Here is a 21,425-nt window from a genome sequence, read left to right as displayed (position 1 = left end):
ATTATTGCCTACACTTTATTTGCAGTTATTGGGCTGCCCTTTTCGTTCATAGCGTTGCATCTTTTGCACTCTCTACTTTTCAGTTAATGAAAGGGATGTTTCTTTTATTCCTTCAAATTCATTTAATAGGTACTTAGCTATCTTTTCAACTGCGGGGAAGTCTACTATTTCTTCATGTGATCCAGGGACAGAATACTTATTTACTCTTCCTTTTAATAAAGGTCCCCAATCTGTAAACAACTCTTTTCCTTCCTCAGCACTAAAGTAGATAACTTCTCCAAAGTATGGTATCAAATCATTCTCTGCCATTAAGTTCAGGCATTTCCTATGAGCATTGATAACTTGCCTCAAATTCATAAGATTTGCATCAGGCGGGAGTACTCCTTCCATAATTAATCGCTCCACAAGCATATCTTGTTTATGGACGAGGCCTTCTTCCTGCTCAGTAAGATCTCTAGGAATGAAATGTTCAGATATATATGAGAGCATATCCTCCCTTGTTTTACGATCTTGCTCTGAAGGTACTTTAGTATCCATTAGTACCAACAACTCAACTTCCTCTCCTTGATTCCTTAATACAGTTGCGATTTTATAAGCAATTGCACCGCCTAAAGACCATCCTCCAAGACGATATGGGCCTTCTGGCTGAACACGTTTTATTTCTTCAATGTAAAGTTGAATTACTTCCGGCAAGGTCAAATCATCAATTTCTCTCTTTTCTATGAGAGGATTCTGTAAACCATAAAATGAACAGTGGTTCTTAAGCAATCTTGCTAGTTGAATGTAACAAAATACATTTCCCATAAACGGATGAACGCAAAAGAAAGGTCTTTTCTCTGATTCTTGTAGTGGAACCAGCGCTGATACAGATTTTGTCATATCATGCTTATCACGAATAAGGCATGCGATTCCTTCCAATGTTGGATTCTTAATCAATGTAGACACCTTAATCTCTTTTCCAAACTTCTCCTTAATTTTTGAAATCAATTTAATTACAAGGAGAGAATGTCCCCCTCTATTAAAGAAATCATCATTTACATAGACATCTTCTATCTGTAACACATCCTGCCAGATTTTAATCAACTGATATTCAATTTCATCCCTTGGAATGATTGTTGTAGACAAATTATTTTCTCTTTGAATTGTTAAACTGTTCAATGCCTTTCGATCAACTTTTCCATTCGGTGTAAGAGGAATCTCGTCTACCTTTATAAAGTGTGCGGGAACCATATAATTCGGTACTTGTGTCTTGAGATATTCACGCCATTCATGCATACTTCCATCTCCAACTACATAAGCAACCAATCTCTGCTCTCCTAATTTATCCTCTGTCACCAAAACTACTGCTTCTTTTACCAATGGATGACCCTCTAGATTCGCTTCAATCTCTTCAAGTTCAATACGGAATCCCCGAATTTTCACTTGATTATCAATTCTTCTCAAGTAATCTAAATTACCATCAGGTGAATAACGAACCAAATCTCCCGTACGATATAAACGCTCTTCTTCATTAAATGGATGACGGATGAATCGCTCTGCTGTTAATTCTGGACGATTCAAATATCCTCGCGCTATACCTGCACCACCAATATATAGCTCACCTGTTACACCAACTGGAACAGGTAACAAATTTTTATCTAATACATAAGTTTGAACGTTCGGCAACGGACGTCCAATTGTAACTTTCTTACTATCTGTTTCGATATGATAACACGTTGCATCAACCGTACATTCTGTAGGACCGTATACATTATAAAAATCAATTTTTTCAGTCTCTACTAGCTGTTCCCATAATGACGGCATGATTGCTTCACCACCGACCAATATCTTACTTGGTACATGAACATCAGCACTTATTTCTAGCAATCCTCCATCTATAAGTAATTGAAGTAATGAAGGTGTCATATCAAACATTTCCAATTTATTCTCCCTAATATAGGACACAAATTGTTCCGGATTAGTGCGAACTTCACTTGGGATAATATATAAACTTGAACCATAAAGCAACATTTGTAATTGCTGAATAGATACATCAAAGGCAATTGACGCATTCAAACCGACGCGCATATTACTAGGTATCTCATGTGAGAAAACTTCTTTTTGTAAACCATAGGATAGGTTTATTACAGAATGGTGCTGTACTAAAGCCCCCTTTGGATTCCCTGTCGAACCAGAAGTATAGATAACATACGCTAAGTTTTCCCCTGTTACCTCACATATTGGTGAAAGTTTGCTTTCTTGAGAAAGCATTGCTTGGTCCCTATCTAGGCAAACTGTCTTGATGTCTTTAGGTATCCATCCTAGTAATACCTCATTTGTAACTAACACTTTAATTCCCGTGTCTTCTAAAATATATTGCAGGCGGCTTTCCGGATTCGATGGATCTAATGGAACATAGGCTGCTCCAGCCTTCCAAATTCCCATGAGACCAACAACCATCTCAACTGAACGCTCAAAACATAGGCCAACCAATGACTCTGTTCCAATTCCATATTTCTGTAGATGATGGGCCAATTGATTAGCTCTTTCATTCAGCTCCCGATACGTTAGTTGCTGTTTTTCATCCACTATTGCCACCGCATCTGGTGTACGATTCACTTGCTCTTCGAATAGTTGATGAATCACATTCTCACGTGGATAGGATATTGCATTATCATTCCATTCGTCCAAAACTTGCCTTTGTTCAGCTTCCGTAATATATACTAGTTCCGACAGAGTTTGATCAATGTTTTTGAGCATTTGCATTAATACTTGGCGTAAATGACCCAACATTCTTTTAATAGTTAATTTATTAAACTTACTACGGTCATACATTAACTTTAACGATAACTGGATTCCTGGAACTACAGCCAACCCTAATGGGTAGTGGGTTTGTTCTACTCCTTCCAATTCACCAATTTCCAGATTTCCTGAAGACTCCTCTTTCACCGGATAATTTTCAAACACATATAAACTATTGAACAGCGGTGTTCCTCTAGGAACTTCACTCCACCCCTGAATCTCTGTCAAAGAAGCATACTCATATTGTCTTCTCTCTATCTCTTCCTCTTGTATCTTCTGCAACCAATCCATTACTTTTATATCATCCATCAATTGAATTCGCGTCGGTGACGTTGTAATGAAAGGACCTACGATGTTTTCAACATCAATAATCTCCGTAGAACGCCCTGAGCTTGTTACACCAAAGACAATGTCATTTTCTCCACTATACCGGCTCATGAGATATGCCCATGCACCTTGAATTACTGTGCTCAAAGTAAGTTTATTGCGTTTCGCCCAGCCTTGTAACTCTTGAGTCTGCTCTTCTGATAAATACGTAACCTTCTCTGTGTAACCTTTTTCTTCCTCTTTACTTTCTAAGCCCAGCAAAGTTGGTGCAATAAAACCTTTAAGCTTTTCTCTCCAGAATTGTTCCGCCTGCTCTTTATCCTGTTCTCTTAGCCATTGGATATATTTCTTGTATGGCGATGACTTAGGTAAATTCACAACTTCTCCATTCATTTTCTTCTGATAGACTGTAAGTAATTCGTTAAAGACCAGTGGTAAACTCCATCCATCCAGTAAAATATGGTGATGTGTCCAAACAATCCGATATTCTTCCTCACCTTCTTGAATGACCGTTACCCGCATCAATGGCGCTTCATCAAATTGAAAGGCTTGTTTTCGATCTAATGCCAAAAAGACTTTTCTTTTTTCCTCTATCTCTTCAGTTGTCATTGTACGCCAGTCTTCTTTGTTCACTTTAAATGGGATATTTTCATACACCACTTGTAAAGGTTCTTCAATTTTGTCCCAAACAAATGCTGTACGAAAAATTTCATGCCGCTGAATTACAGATTTCCACGCCTGCTCAAAAGTAGGAATATCCATTTTCCCTTTAATCCTAAAACTTAATTGCACTATATACGGTGCAACATGTTCATCCTCCTGGTCATGCAATGTGTGAAAAATCATACCTTCTTGCAAAGGCGATAGTGGATATAAATCAGTAATTGGATAGTTCTTTCCACGATTCATTTTGGTTAATACGTTTGTCAAGCCTACTTGGTTAAGATTAGCCATTGCAAAATCCGAAACGGTCAGCGCAGATTCTCTATCTGAGGATTGAATCAATCTGCTCAGTTGGTGAAGCATATTCTGTGCAATACTTTGAATCGTTGATTTCGCGAATTGTCCAACATTGTATACCCAAGTGAACTGAAGTTTTCCATCCGTTACAACCCCCATTACATCAATTAAATGCGATCGCTTGGAACCAGAAGCATGATCTAAACGCTTAAATTCGTTCTCCGGAATAAACATTGCATCGTTAGAAAACATTTGGTCGAATTGTCCAAGATAGTTAAAACTAATAGACGGTGTATGTTGAGAGTCCAATTGCTCACACAGTGTTGCGTTCATGTAACGCAACACTCCATAGTCAACACCCTTATTAGGAATGTTGCGTACCTGTTCTTTAACTTCTTTTAATGCTGCAATTGGCGTGTTGGCACCAGTAATATTTAAGTGAACAGGATAAATACTTGTAAACCATCCCACGGTTCTCGATAAGTCAACATCTTCAATAATCTCTTCTCGACCATGTCCCTCTAGATCCACGCTCAATATCGGCTGGCCTGTACATACTGCCGTAGCTTGTACCAATGCTGCTAATAATACTTCATTAATTTGGACACGGTGAGCGCTTAAAGTCTCTTGCAATAACTTACGGGTCTCTTTCTCATCTAAAACCACAGAAAATTCCTCAGTTACTGCGCTTTCTGAATCACTTATAGTAACATCTACTGGTAGCATAACTACTTCCTTTTCGGACTGCTGCTCCCAGTAATGCAGCACTTCTTGTGATATTCCTGATTCAGCGTAATAATATAATTTCTCCGACCACTCTTTAAAGGATGTACTCTTCATAGGTAATTGGATTTTTTGCCCCTGAATTGCTTGAGTATAAGCTGTTTGCAGATCTTCCAATAAAATCCGCCAAGAAACACCATCCACAACCAAGTGATGAATCGTCCAAAATAATCGGCCAGTCTTCTCACCTTCATCAAAATACACCATTCTCATTAACGGACCTTCATGTAAATTTAAACCTTCTTGTGCAATATTAATCTCTTTTTGAATAACCTCATGCCAATCAGCTTCCGGCACCTCGTCTAATGAAATGACAGTCAGTATCAATTGTTCTTCTATTCCTTCATTCCACTGTTTCCAAGCCCCATCAGGTAAACATTCATATCTTAAACGCAGGGCGTCATGATGAAGAAGAAGATTACGCACCGACTTCTCCAGTGATACTATATCCAGTTTCCCTTTCGTTCTAAAGAACATGGATTGATTCCAATGATGTGGGTTAGGATGATTTTGTGCAAAAAATCTTTGCTGAATAGGTGTAAGTATCGTCTCTCCAGTTATAATTCCTTGTTCGGCTTGTACACCTTGTTGTTCTTTGACTACTTGTGCCAACTCTGCAATCGTTTGGTGTTCAAATATTTGTTTTGGTGTCAATTGTAAACCAGCTTGCTTCGCACGAGAGACAATCTGAATGCTAAGAATTGAATCTCCACCAATTTCAAAAAAGTTATCATGAATACCAATACGTTTTGAACCCAGCACACGTTCCCAAATGATAGAAAGCTTATGTTCACGTTCATTTCTTGGGGCCACGTAGCCTTCTTGTGTTCCTTGATAGTCTGGTATAGGCAACGATTTCCGATCAACCTTTCCATTTATAGTTAGCGGTAACTCTTCCATTTCGACAAAGTAGGAAGGTATCATATGGATTGGCAGTTTTGCTTTAAGATACTCGCGCCATTCTTCTAAACTGCCTTCGCCCACTACATAAGCTACCAGCCTCTTATCTCCCGACTGATTTTCTCTAACCATTACAACTGCCTCTTTTACCAAGTAATGCTCCTGTAAGGTCGACTCAATCTCCCCAAGTTCAATTCGAAATCCTCTAATCTTCACTTGATTATCCATTCTTCCTAGATAGTCTATATTACCGTCAGGAAGATATCTCACGAGATCTCCCGTTCTATATAACCTCTCGCCTTCTTTGAATGGATGTGAAATAAATCGCTCGGACGTTAATTCTGGACGATTCAAGTATCCCCTCGATAGGCCTGCTCCACCGATATAAAGTTCACCCATCACACCAACTGGAACAGGTAACCAATTTCTATCCAATACATAGGTTTGAACGTTCGGCAACGGACGACCAATTGTTACTCTCTTACTATCTTTTTTGATATGGTAGCATGTTGTATCAACGGTACATTCTGTAGGACCATATACATTATAAAAATCAATTTTATCAGCCCCTACCAGCTGTTCCCATAGTGACGGCGTAATCGCTTCGCCGCCGACCAATACCTTACTTGGAACATGAACACCTTCGCATGTTTCTAACAACCCGCCATCTATAAGTAATTGAAGTAATGAAGGCGTTATATCAAAGATTGCTAATTTGTTCTCCCGAATATAAGCTACAAACTGTTCTGGATCGCTTCGAACTTCGTTCGGAATAATATACAAACTTGAACCATACAACAGCATTTGTAATTGCTGAATAGATGCATCAAAGGCAATTGACGCATTTAAACCGACATGCATGTTAGATGGTATCTTATGTTCGAAAACCTCTTTTTGTAAACCATGCGACAAGTTTATTACAGAATGATGCTGTATCAAGACACCCTTTGGATTCCCCGTCGATCCCGAAGTATAGATAACATACGCTAGGTTTTCTCCTGTTACTTCACATTTTGGTGAAAGAATGCTTTCTTTTGAAAACATTGCTTGATCCCTATCTAGACAAACTGCCTTGACTTCTTTAGGTATCCAATCTTCTAATGACTCATTCGTAACTAATACTTGAATTCCAGTGTCCTCCAAAATATATCGTAGGCGACTTTCTGGATATGATGGGTCCAATGGAACATATGCTGCTCCAGCCTTCCAGATCCCCATAATACCAACAATCATCTCAACTGAACGCTCAAAGCAAAGTCCAACTAATGATTCAGTCCCAATCCCACATTGCTGAAGATAGTGGGCCAATTGATTAGCTTTTTCATTCAGCTCTCGATATGTTAACTGCTGTTTTTCATCTACCACTGCCACCGCGTCAGGTGTACGATTTACTTGCTCTTCAAATAGCTGATGAATCGCACTTTCCTGTGGATATGCTGCGGCATTACTATTCCACTCTTCTAACTGTTTTTGCTGTAATCCTGATAGTATAGGCAACTTCTCTAATGATTTATCAGGATGTTCCACGATTACATTCAACCAGTTTCCAAAATGTTCAGCCATAGATTCAATAGTTACACTGTCAAATAAATCAGTCCTATAAACAAAAGTAAGCAATAAACCGTCTTCCACTTCTGCAGCAGTTAAACTTAAATCAAACTTAGCGATTGGAGCGTTGCTCTCTATTACTTCTATATTTCGCCCATATAGTTCTGGTAGCTCCTGTCCCGTATTTTGCAAAGTAAACATGGTTTGGAAAATCGGGGAATGGCTTGTATTTCGTTCAGGTTGGATAACCTCTACAATTTTCTCAAACGGAACATCTTGATACTCATAAGCCTTCAATGCTTTTATCCGCACTTGAGACAACAACTCTTGAAATACCGGTGTATTACTTAAATCAGCTCGATAAACCAATGTGTTGACAAAGAAACCAATCAGCCCTTCAATTTCTCGATAATTTCGATTTGCAATTGGGCTGCCAACAATAATATCCGATTGTCCCGTATAACGGGCAAGGAAACTTTGATACGATGCCAATAAGGTCATGAAAAGCGTGGCCCCTTCTTGACGACTTAGTTCGTTTAATTTATCCAGTAATGAGCGTGACAACAGCACATTATGAGTTAATCCATGGTGGGTTTGCACTGGCGGACGCGGACGATCCATTGGCAACATTAAGACTGGTAACTCACCAGATAATTCTTCCTTCCAATATGCAAGCTGTTGATTTAGTACTTCATCTTTCAACCATCCTCTTTGCCACTGAGCAAAATCGGCATATTGAACTGGTAGTGGTTCCAGCTCTGCTTGTTTTTCACCAATCGCATTCTCATAAAATGTCATCCATTCTTGAAGCAAGATTTCCATCGACCATCCATCTGAGATAATATGATGCATATTACACAGAAGAACCCATTCTTCTTCTGAAATTCTTATGATTTGTCCACGGAACAATGGCCCTTGTTCTAAATCAAATGGAGATTCAACTTCAGTTTGAATCCATAGCTCCAACTTTCTTTCTCTCTCCTCTAATGAAAGCTTAGTTAGGTCCATTTGCGGAAGAGGACGGAAAATATAAGGTTGAATCTGCTGTACAGGATGACCTTCCTCTTCATGAAATACCGTCCGCAAAGATTCATGACGCTCTATTAACTGATTCCATCCCAACTCCAATGCTTCAGGTAACCAATTCCCTGTAAGGCGGCATACCATTGGCATATTATAAAGTGCACCATTAGGTTCAAACTGATCAATAAACCATAAGCGCTGTTGGGCATATGACAGCGGAATATTATTCCCTCGTTCCACCGGCATCAATTTTGGAATTTCTCGTTTTTCACTCCCCTTACGTAACTGATCCATTCGTTTCGATAGTGCCTCGACCGTTGGATATTCGAACAGTTCACGTACCGGTAATTTGATTTGAAAGACTTCTTGTAAGCGCGAGACCACTTGTGTAGCAAGTAGAGAGTGACCACCAAGCTCAAAGAAAGAATCCTGAACACCAATTTCTTTTATTCCTAGCACTTGACTCCACACTGAAGCGATAAGTTCTTCCAGCGGAGTTCGTGGGTATACAGTATTTTCGGCGGATTGTTCACCAAGTATAGGCAATGCCTTCAAATCAAGTTTTCCATTCGGTGTAAGTGGTAAAAATTCCATCTCAATAAAGTTTGTTGGGACCATGTAATTTGGTAAATGTGTTTGTAGATGTTCTCGCCATTCATGTACACTTCCTTCACCAACAACATAAGCTACTAATCTCTTGTCACCTGGATCATCCTCTCGTACCAATACAACTGCTTCTTTCACAGAAGAATGTGCCTGCAAAACTGCTTCAATTTCTCCCAATTCAATCCGGAAACCACGAATTTTCACTTGGTCATCTATACGACCATGGAACTGGAGAGTACCATCAGAAAGATAACTTGCTTTGTCTCCGGTGTAATAGATATGTTCTCCTGATTTGAATGGATGCGGAATAAATTTTTCCTTTGTAAGATCCGGACGATTAGCATATCCGCGAGCAAGACTCTTTCCTCCAATATAAAGATCTCCAATCACACCAATTGGTACTAGCTGAAGATGAGAATCTAACACATAAACTTCTGTATTCGCAATCGGTCGACCAATCGATGGCGTACCTGTTGTTACTCCTACAGGTACATAACAATCCGTGGTAACAACGGTATTTTCCGATGGACCGTACTGATTGATTACCGCAAAAGGAATATGTTTAGATGGATACTGCGTTAATTGATCCCCGCCCGTAATGATAAAACGAAGATCCGTCTTCTCTGGCCAAGATAATTTCAAGAGTCTTTCCAGAATAGGCGTAGGTGCAAAACTAGCTGTTATTCGCGAATCAATGAGCCAGTCTCTTAGTGCTTCTGGACTAATTCTCAGTTCCTCTGTTGATAAATAGAGTGCTGCACCTGCAGTTAGATACGGCCAAATCTCCTGGACAGCCGAATCAAAAGCAATCCCCGCAATCTGAGTCGCACGATCCTCTGCTGTAATACGATAAACTTCTTGATGCCAAGAGACCATATTCATTAATGAACGATATTCAACCATGACACCCTTTGGCTTTCCTGTAGAACCAGAGGTATAGACGATATAAGCTAAGTTCTCTGGATTTATCTGCCGTGTAGGTGCGATTACACTTTCCACTGTTACTTCTTCTAACCTCACCATTTCGACCTGTTCGAAAAGGCCTTCTTGCCCTTCCGCCGTCACTACAATTTGAATTCCTGCATCTTCAATCATGTATTCTAACCTTGATTTGGGATACAACGGATCTAAAACGACATAAGCTCCACCAGCTTTTAATATGCCTAGTAAACTTGCCATGAGCTCAGCCGACCTCGGAAGATAAACTCCCACGACTGATTCTGGAGCAACTCCTTTTCTCTGTAAAACATTTGCCAATTGATTTGCTTGTGCATCCAGTTCACCGTAAGTCCACTCTTTTGTTTGATCAACCACCGCAATCGATTCAGGATTCCTTGCTACTTGATCCTCAAATCTATCGCAAATAAGACCCTGCGGGGGCATTTCCATTACGGTGTCATTCCATGTTTCTAATAACAAAGTACGCTCAGATTCAGATAGCATGCTCAGACTGTGCAATGGATTTTGCGGGTGATGGGAAACTTCGTGTAGCCATTTCTCAAAGTGCCCTGCCATCCGTTCTATAGTTGTAGCATCGAATAAATCCTTATTGTATTCAAAAGTAAAAAGTAAGCCCTCTTCCGTCTCAGCCACCATTACACTTAAATCAAACTTTGCAATTGGATTATGGCTTTCTATCATTTCAATATTTCTATCAGAAAACACCGGGAATTCTTGTTTCATATTTTGCAAGATGAACATAGTCTGGAAGATTGGCGAATGACTTGTACTCCGCTCTGGTTGTACAACTTCTACAATTTTTTCAAAAGGAATATCTTGATATTCATACGCCTTCAATGCCTTTTGACGAACCTGGGACAGAACATCCTGAAATGTCGGTCCACCACCCAGATTAGCCCGATAAACCAGCGTGTTGACGAAGAAACCAATTAGTCCTTCAATTTCTCTGTAATTTCGATTAGCAATTGGACTTCCGACCAAAATATCTTCTTGTCCCGTATAACGTGATAGAAAACTTTGATATGCGGCCAACAACGTCATGAAGAGTGTAGCCCCTTCTTGGCGACTAAATTCGTTCAATTTGTCATGTAGCGTGCTTGGCAGAGCCAGTGTATATGTCGACCCGTGATGAGTTTGTATTGCGGAACGCGGGCGATCCATAGGAAGTTGGAGTACAGGAAGCTCTCCAGACAATTCTTCCCTCCAATATTGGAGTTGTTGATCAAGCACTTCTTCCTTTAACCATCCTTTTTGCCACTGAGCGAAGTCAGCATATTGAACCGGTAATGGTTCAAGTTCTGCTACCTTGCCATCGGTGGCTTTCTCATAGAATGCCATCCACTCTTCAAGTAGGACTCCCATTGACCATCCATCTGAAATGATATGATGTAGAGTACAAAGGAGAATCCATTCTTCTTCTCCCACTTGCACAATACTTGTCCTGATTAGCGGGCCCTCACCTAAATCAAATGGCACTTCTGTTTCTTGTTGAATCAAATGTTTGACTTCTTCTTCTCGGTCTTCAGGAGAAAGCATAGTTAAATCTATTTTCGGAATTGATCGAAAAATGTACGGTTCAATTTGCTGCACGGGGTGACCGTTCACTTCATGAAAGACCGTCCGCAATGATTCATGCCGCTCTATTAAGTGATTCCATCCCGTTTCCAAAGCCTCAGGTAACCAATTACCTGTAAGGCGGCATACCATTGGCATATTGTAAAGCGCACTATTAGGCGTAAATTGATCGATAAACCATAAGCGCTGTTGGGCATAAGAAAGCGGAATAGTTTCCCCTCGTTCCATCGGCTTTAGTGGAGGAGCCTCTCGTTTTCTATTTCCTTTACGTAACTCATCTAATCGCTTTGCCAGCGACTCCACCGTTGCATACTCAAATAGTTCACGTACTGGTAATTCAATTTGAAAAATTTCTTGTAAGCGTGAAACTACTTGAGTAGCTAGCAGCGAGTGGCCACCGATTTCAAAAAAAGAATCCTGAACACTAATATTTCTTATACCTAACACTTGACCCCATACAGAAACGATGAGCTCCTCCACTGGTGTTCGTGATGAAGTAATATCTTCACTTATGAACTGTGCCTCCAATTCCAGTAAAGCTTTCCGATTCACCTTACCATTTGGAGTGAGTGGCATCGATTCAACTTGGAAAAAGTATGCTGGAACCATATAATGTGGCAATTGCTTCTTGAGATATTCACGCCACTCTCCAGTATTCCCTTCACCCACTACATAAGCTACTAACTGCTTATCTCCTGGTCGATCTTCCTTCACCAACACAACAGCCTCTTTTACAGATGAGTGATCATGTAAAGATGCTTCAATCTCTCCCAGTTCAATTCGGAATCCTCTGATTTTCACTTGGTTATCTATTCTTCCGATATACTCCAAGTTACGATCATTCATATATCTCACTAGGTCACCCGTTCGATATAATCGTTCTCCTTCCTTAAAGGGATGCGGAATAAAACGTTCAGTAGTTAACTCTGGTCGATTGAAGTAGCCACGTGCCAAGCCTACTCCACCAAGGTAAAGTTCCCCCGCCACACCAATCGGTACCACCTGTTGATGTTGATCCAGCACATACAACTCTGTATTATCAATTGGACGACCAATTGGAATAAGTATGGGTTCTTTTTCTAAATCACAATCATAATAAGTCACATCCACAGTCGCCTCAGTAGGGCCATACAAGTTAATTAACCTTGTTTGCTGAACATCGTAAAATACCCCCTTAAACCGGCGAACCTGTTCAGTATTTAATGCTTCTCCACTAGTAAAAACCTGATTTAAAGATGAAACATTCCTTTTTGAGTTATATTGTTCCATGTAATCCAAGAAAGTAGATAACATCGACGGAACAAAATGCATGGTGGTCACACGATATCGTTCAATATACTCCTCAATCACCGCAGGATCTTTCTCCCCGCCTGGTGGAAGCAAACAAACACGTGCCCCTACAAATGACCACCAAAATAATTCCCAGACAGAAACATCAAACGAAAACGGTGTCTTTTGTAGAATTATATCCTCCTCAGATAATGGATATTTTTTCTGCATCCACTGTAGACGGTTGATAACCGAATGATGTTCAATCATTACTCCCTTCGGATTTCCTGTCGAACCCGAAGTGTATATGATATACGCTAAGTTATTTGCTGTTACTCCACTCACCGGGGCCAGATTACTCTCTTTAGAAATCATTACTTGATCCCGGTCTAAACAAATTGCTTGAATATCTTTAGGTAACCATTCCTGTAGTGCTTCTTTTGTTAATAGCACTTGAATTTGTGAATTCTCCAAAATATATCTCAGGCGATTTTCGGGATAACTTGGATCCAGTGGGACATAAGCCCCACCTGCCTTCAAAATCCCAAAGAGACCGATAATCATATCAGGAGAACGTTCAATACATATACCGACCAATGATTCAGGTCCGATACCTCGTTTTTGTAGAAAATGTGCCAATTGATTCGATTTTTCATTAAGTTCTTGATACGTTAGCTTTCCACCCTCATAAACTACCGCCACTGCATCAGGTGTCCGTGCAACTTGCTGCTCAAATAGCTCATGAATCATACAATCATGACCATAAACTACGTCCGTATCATTCCATTCTTCTAGGAGTTGTTTTTGCTCGGTATCCGATAACATTGACAGCTTTGTATATGATTCATCTGGATGATACGTGATTTCATTTAGCCAGTTCTCAAAATGTCCTGCCATACGTGCAATGGTACTACTATCAAATAAATCCGTGTTGTATTCAAATGAGACAAATAGACCTTCTTCCACTTCATAGGCAGTTAAGCTCAAATCAAATTTAGCAATAGACATATTACTTTCTACCATTTCAATACTTCTATCAGGCAAATCTAGTCGTTCTTGTTTTATATTCTGTAGCGTAAACATGGTCTGAAATATAGGGGAATGACTCATGCTTCGTTCAGGTTGCACAGCTTCTACCACTTTTTCAAATGGTATATCTTGATATTCGTAAGCTTTTAACGCCTTTTTCTTTGTTTGGTTCAAAATCTCCCGAAAAGTAGGGGTGCCACTCAAATCTGATCGATAAACCAACGTATTAACAAAGAAACCAATTAATCCTTCTACTCCCTTATGGTTCCGATTTGCAATCGGACTACCAACTAGAATATCTTTTTGTCCCGTATAACGAGCAAGAAAGCTCTGGTATGCGGCCATTAAAGTCATAAATAAAGTAGATCCTTCTTGTCGACTTATATCCTTCAATTGTCTGAGCAATTTATAAGGAAAAATTACATGATACGCAGCCCCAGAGTAAGTCTGCTTAACCGGTCGAGGTCGATCCACTGGCAGTTGTAAGATAGGAAGCTCACCAGACAATTCTTCCTGCCAATACGTAAGCTGACGATTTAGCACATCACCTTGCAACCACTCCTTTTGCCACTTCGCAAAGTCTGCATATTGAATGGATAATGAACTTAATTTAGCAGGATTTCCGCCCGTTTCTTCTTCATAGAAAGCAAGTAATTCATTCATGAATATACCAATGGACCAAGCATCAGAAATAATATGATGCATCGTACACAGTAATAACCATTCATCCTTCTCTAATTGAACAAGCTGATTACGAATTAAAGGATCATTCATTAAATCAAATGGTTCTTGCGCTTCTCTCGCAATTAAACTATCTACCTCTTTTTCTTTTACTTCTAGAGGAAGTTGAGAGTAATCCCTTACAGGTAATGCTCTAGGAAGGAATTCGACAATTTGTTGCACAGGCTGTTCTCCTATTTCTTTAAAAACAGTTCGTAATGATTCATGACGTTCAATGAGTCGATTGAATCCCTTCTCTAATGCTTCAGGTATCCAATTTCCTTTTAGATGCCATACTGTTGGAATATTATATAAAGAACTGTTTGGGTTAAATCTGTCCATAAACCACAAACGTTTTTGTGCATAAGACAACGGGAGTGCTTCTTTATTCTCCTTTTTTTGCATTTGCTTCTGAAGCCATGCTCTCTTCTCAGGAGAAAGTGAACTCAGCTTTGCAAGTAAATCACTTTTCATTTTTTTACCCCTTCCTGAATCAAATTACTCTCGAATATCCCTTGTGCTTCTTCCTCTGATAGCTCTTCTAATTGCTTAAGCAGTTCTAGTAATTCTTCATCATTACTGACTTCTGCTTCTTTATGAATATAGTCTTGAAGACTTACATTCTCCTTACTATCATTCTGCATTTCTTGATTTTTGTTATAGAGCAATTGATCAATCTGTTCTGCCAATTGCTGCACCGTATGAAACATAAATAAATCATGCAATGGTAATTCGATTCCAAAAGCCTCTTTAAGATTGGAAACAGCTTGCGTAGCAAGTAATGAATGGCCACCTATTTCAAAAAACGAATCCTGAATTCCGATGTTTTCCATACCCAAAACTTCATGCCATATCGAAACGATTGTTTTTTCCGTAGACGTACGAGGAGCAATATAACCACTTGCTATCTCCTTTCTCTCTGGTGCTGGTAAGGCCTTCCTATCAATTTTTCCATTTGGAGTGAGTGGAAATGCATTCATTCCGACAAAATAGGCTGGTATCATATAGTTCGGTAGCTGGGCCTTGAGATAATCACGCCACTTTTGAGCATCCCCATCTCCCGCAACATAGGCAATCAAACATGGATCCCCAAGATAATCTTCCCACACCATCACAATAACGTCGTTAACTAAAGTATGTTTTTGTAATGTCGTTTCAATTTCTCCTAGTTCAATACGGAACCCACGAATTTTCACCTGATGATCTATTCGGCCAAGATATTCCAAATTCCCATCCGGCAGATACCTTACTAGATCTCCAGTCCGGTATACTCGCTCTCCTTCTTTAAATGGATGCGGTATAAAACGATCTTGCGTTAAGTCAGGGCGGTTTAAGTATCCACGTGCTAATCCTGATCCACCAATGTACAGCTCACCAACTACACCAATTGGAACCATTTTTTGTTCAGCACTTAATACATATACTTCTGTGTTGAAGATTGGTTTACCAATTGGTGGTACCCTATGCATGACACCCTTTTCTAATTCCATATATGTGGAATACGTAGTATCTTCGGACGGTCCATATAGGTTGTACACCTTCTCAACCGTACTTCCCTCGTATAAATCTTGAACAAGTGAATATGGCAATGGTTCTCCAGCCAAGTTCATCACCTTTACCGAAGAAGGAATTGTTTTTGCTCGAACCAGTTCCTTCGCAGCCGATGGCACAGTATTGACTAAAGTCACACCCTTGGTAGACAACTTGTCTAGATGTAGAGCATTTTCAGCAACAATCACCTTACCACCCATCGTTAAGGGAACAAACACTTCAAAAATAGATAGATCAAAGGATAGCGAAGTTGAAGCCAATACTCCCGCTAAATCCTTTCGGGAATATGTGTGATGCGCCCAATGAATCATTGTTACTGTATTCCTGTGCTCAATCATTACTCCCTTTGGATTTCCAGTGGAACCTGAAGTATAGATAATATAGGCTAAGTTATCACCCGTCACTTCACTCGTACACACCGTAGTTACTTCTTGTTCTATTTCTGCTCGATCACAATCAATACAAATCACGTCAACGGATTTAGGTATAACCATTTTTTTCTGTACCTTTTCCTGTGTCACCAATACCTTTATATGAGCATCCTCTAAAATGTATTGCAGTCGACTTTCCGGATACGCTGGATCAATTGGAACGTATGCTCCTCCTGCCTTCATAATCCCTAAGAGTCCTACAATCATCTCGGATGAACGTGTAACGCAAATCCCAACTAATGATTCGCATCCTACACCGTTTTTCTGTAAATAATGTGCCAGCTGATTCGAGCGTTCGTCCAACTCTCGATATGTTAGTTCTTCATCTTCGCACACTACTGCAATTGCTTCTGGTGTTTTTTCCACTTGTTCTTCAAACAATGTATGAATCGTGCTCTCTCGTATATCTTCTATAACACCTGTTTCATTCCATTCCTCTAGTAGTTGCTTATATTCTACTTTCGATAACATATTCATTTCCGATAATAAATCTTTTGGATGAGATACAATTTGATATAACCAATGTTCAAAATGACTTGCCATACGCTCAATGGTTGTATCATTAAACAAATCAGTATTATATTCAAAGGTTAGCGATAATCCTTCTTCCGTCTCAGAAGCAAATAAACTCAAATCAAATTTTGCAACAGAAGTATGACTTTCCATGAGTTCCATGTGTCTTTCAGATAGCTGAAGAAACTCTTGTTTTGTATTCTGTAAAGTAAACATGGTTTGAAATATTGGTGAATGACTTGTATTCCGTTCCGGTTTTACGGATTCTACTACTTTCTCAAATGGAATGTCCTGATACTCGTATGCTTTTAGTGCTTTTTTTCGTACCTGCGATAAAAGTTCTCGGAACGTCGGATTTCCACTGAAATCAGCTCGATAAACCAACGTATTTGCAAAGAATCCTATTAATCCCTCAATCTCTTTCACATTTCGATTAGCGATTGGGCTTCCAACTATAATGTCGTCCTGTCCTGTATAACGAGAAAGGAAGCTTTGATACGCTGCCATCAATGTCATAAATAAAGTGCATCCTTCTTGCAGACTTAAATCTTTGAGCTTTTCCTGTAGGGAATTCGCCACTATTAAGGACTGACTTGCACCACGATGGGTTTGAACTGCAGGTCGAGGACGATCCATCGGTAATTGTAAAACCGGTAGTTCCCCAGATAATTCTTCCTTCCAATATTGAAGGTGCTGATTCAAATTCTCTTCTTTTTGCCATTCCATCTGCCACATGACAAAATCTGCATATTGGATAGATAACTCCTTCAATTCCGCCGGTTTTCCGCTTAATGCTCCTTCATAAAAAGCCATCCATTCTTCAAGTAAGATTCCCATTGACCATCCATCTGAAATAATATGATGCATCGTACAAATGAGAATCCATTCTTCCCTGTCCACTTTCAATATTCGTGTTCGAATCAGAGGACCTTGCCCAAAATGAAATGGTTCCTCAGCTTCGTTTTGAATGAGCCGTTTCATTTCTCTTTCCCTATCTGCCAAAGAGAGATCTGTTAGATTCTTTTGAGGAATATGTCTGAATACATGAGATTGAACTTGTTGAAAAGGTTCACCCTCTTGTTCTAGAATTGTCGTCCTTAATGATTCATGACGCTCCAATAATTGATTCCATCCGACCTCCAATGCTTCAATTGACCATTCACCTGTTAAGCGACACGCTGCATGGATATTGTACATAGCACTATTTGGCATTAATTGATCAATAAACCATAGACGTTTCTGCGCATAGGAAAGTGGGATAACTTCTTCTCGTTTCATAGGTACAAGGGGAGCAATCTCTCGTTTTTTATCTTCTTTTCGTAACTGATCCACTCGTTTCGCCAATGCTTCCACTGTATCGTGCTTGAAAAGTTCACGTAATGGAATTTTAATTTGGAACAGTTCTTGCAATCGAGAGACGATTTGAGTAGCAAGTAGTGAGTGCCCACCACGTTCAAAGAAGGAATCCTGAATGCCAATATTTTCTGTTCCTAACACTTGACTCCAAACCGAGGCAATAAGCTCTTCCGATGGCGTTCGAGGTAGCACATTTAAATCTTCAATAGCTTGCTCATCAGGTGCTGGCAAGGCCTTTCGGTCAATTTTCCCATTCGGAGTAAGCGGGAAGTGTTCTAACTCTATAAAGTGCGCTGGAATCATATGATTCGGTAATTGGTTTTGTAAATACTCTCTCCACTCTTGGGTATTTCCATCGCTTATTACATATGCAACCAATCGTTGATCACCTGGACGATCTTCTCTAACTAATACGACAGCCTCTTTAATAAACGAACATTTTTCTAAAGTCGCCTCAATTTCTCCTAGTTCAATCCGAAAACCACGCATTTTGACTTGATGGTCCATTCTACCTATAAATTCTAAATTTCCATCAGTTAAATATCTTACTGAATCTCCTGTTCGATATAGACGTTCTCCCAATTGAAATGGGTGCGAAACGAATTTTTCGGCAGTGAGATTCGGACGATTTAAGTATCCACGCGCTAAACCAGAACCACCGATATATAACTCACCCTCTATCCCTATTGATTGCAAGCGTTGATTTTGGTCTAATACATATAATTGCGTGTTCTGTATCGGCTGCCCAATAGAAACAAATTCTTGATTTGGCTGAATATCAAATGCATTCACATAAATAGTGGCTTCAGTTGGTCCATAAAAGTTGGTTAATTTCACTTGTCCACTATGATTCCATTTCTGTTGAAATCGTCTAACCAACCCTGAACTTAGTTCTTCCCCACCAGAAAATACATGGCGTATGGAGGAACAATTCATGTTCAATTCAATATGATTGAAGTGATCTAAGAAAACAGATAACATCGAAGGTACAAATTGAACTATAGTAACCTGATGTTTTTTAATCACTTCAGCTATAATAGAAGGATCTTTTTCTCCACCTGCAGGCAGGAAAGATACACTTGCACCAACGTGAATACCCCAAAACAACTCCCAAACAGAGACATCAAATGAGAATGGCGTTTTCTGCAAGACCACATCCTTTTCAGAAAGTGGATATTTATGTTGCATCCATTCTAGATAATTGATTACTGAATGATGCTCAATCATTACTCCCTTTGGATTCCCTGTAGATCCTGAAGTATACATAACATACGCTAAACTTCTTCCTGTTACACCACTTATACATGGGGTTGTTTCTTCTTTTTCAATTGCAGTATAATCTTTATTCATACAAATCGTTTCAACATTTTCAGATACAAACAAATTTTTAGAATTCTCTTCCGTCACTAGTACTTCGATTCCAGCATCCTCTAATATATATCGAAGCCGACTCTCTGGATAAGTAGGATCAAGTGGAACATACGCTGCTCCTGATTTTAGAATACCTAATAACGCTATCATCATTTGTAATGAACGTTCTATATATACCCCAACCAGAGACTCTGGGCCTACACCACGCTTTTGTAAATAATGAGCTAGCTGATTCGCACGCTCCTCCAACTCTTTATAGGTAATTTGTTCATTTTCGTAACTAGCCGCGATTGCTTCCGGCGTTTTTTTAACTTGCTCCTCAAACATCGTATGAATCATGCCTTCAGCCGAATAATTTACTTGAGTATGATTCCATTGCTCTAATAACTGTATCTGTTCTTCCGCTGTTAAATGAGTAATTTCAAAGAGTTTTGAATCTAGGCTCTTCGTCATCTGAATTAATATTTGCAATAAGTGATTCTGAATCCGATTTATTATTTCTTCATTAAAATAGCTTCGATCATACATCAACTTTAAAGTAATTTTCTTACCAGGCATTACAATGAGTGTTAAAGGATAATTTGTTTGTTCCGCGCTTTTAACATCTAGTAATCTTAAATCATCATTTCTCTCACCTTGAATTGGATAATTTTCAAACACATACAAGGTATGAAATAAGGAGCTATTTCGCGGAACCTCACTCCACCCTTGAATATCTATCAATGAATTATACTCATATTGTCTTCGTTCCATTTCTTTCATCTGTATTTTACGAAGCCAATCTACTACAGATGTATTATCCGTTAATCGAATTCTAGTAGGTAATGTGTTAATAAATAGGCCTACCATATTCTCTGCTCCTATCAAATCAGTAGGACGTCCAGAGCTAGTTACGCCAAATACGATGTCACTTTCACCGCTATACCTACCCATCAAATAGGCCCAGGCTCCTTGTACTAATGTATTCAATGTTAATTGACTATTTCGTACCCACTCTTGTAAATTCTCAGTGAGTTCCTCAGATACCTGATAAACACACTCTCCATAGCCCTTCTCCTGCCCTTGATCCTTTCTTTCCATCGCTAATGGCGTAGGTGCATAGAACCCTTTTAATTCTTCTTTCCAAAATTCCTCTGCTTGACTTTGATCTTGTTTATTTATCCACTGGATATACTTTTTATAAGGAAGAGATTTAGGAAGATTCAACAATTCTCCCTTTATCATCTTGAGATAAACTTCCATCACTTCACTAAAGACCAATGAAACACTCCAACCATCTAGCAAAATATGATGATGTGTCCAAATAATTCTCGTTTCCCCTTCTGCTTCTTTAATCGCAGTAACTCTCATCAATGGTGCTTCATCCAATAAAAATCCTTTCCTACGATCTGCAGTCAAAAACTGGTGTAATTTCTTCTCCTTCTCCTCATGCGAATGGGTACTCCAATCCTCTTGATGAATAGTAAAAGGAAGACGTTCGTAAACTGCTTGTAGAGGTTTTTCTACTTCCTCCCAAACAAATACTGAGCGCAGAACCTCATGTCGTTGAATAACATATTCCCAAGCTTTTTCAAAAGTAGCAACATCCAATTGCCCCCCGAGCAAGATACCTACTTGTACAATATAGGAAAAAGAATATTCATCATCTTGATCGTATAAAGTATGAAACAGTATTCCTTTTTGCAAAGGTGATAAACCATATATATCAATAACGTCTCCCAT

Annotated in this window: 2 protein-coding genes; both read right to left on the bottom strand. The window is 39.4% G+C overall.

Annotated elements, in window-relative coordinates; genetic code table 11:
- Window positions 1-72: 72 nt before the first annotated feature.
- Complete coding sequence (locus MKO96_RS15250; protein ID WP_240587966.1) at window positions 73-14,955, bottom strand: non-ribosomal peptide synthetase; 14,883 nt, start codon at window positions 14,953-14,955, stop codon at window positions 73-75.
- The gene (locus tag MKO96_RS15245; RefSeq protein ID WP_240587965.1) at window positions 14,952-21,425 is read right to left on the bottom strand and encodes a non-ribosomal peptide synthetase; all 6,474 of its coding nucleotides are present in this window, start codon (window positions 21,423-21,425) and stop codon (window positions 14,952-14,954) included. Before MKO96_RS15245 ends, MKO96_RS15250 begins: the two co-directional genes overlap by 4 nt.

Origin of the sequence: Bacillus sp. ES1-5 (assembly GCF_022487605.1) — a bacterium.
GTDB lineage: Bacteria > Bacillota > Bacilli > Bacillales > Bacillaceae_G > Bacillus_A > Bacillus_A wiedmannii.
The sequence above is the reverse complement of the archived record's forward strand: the minus strand, read 5'-3'. Positions and strand labels throughout refer to the sequence as shown.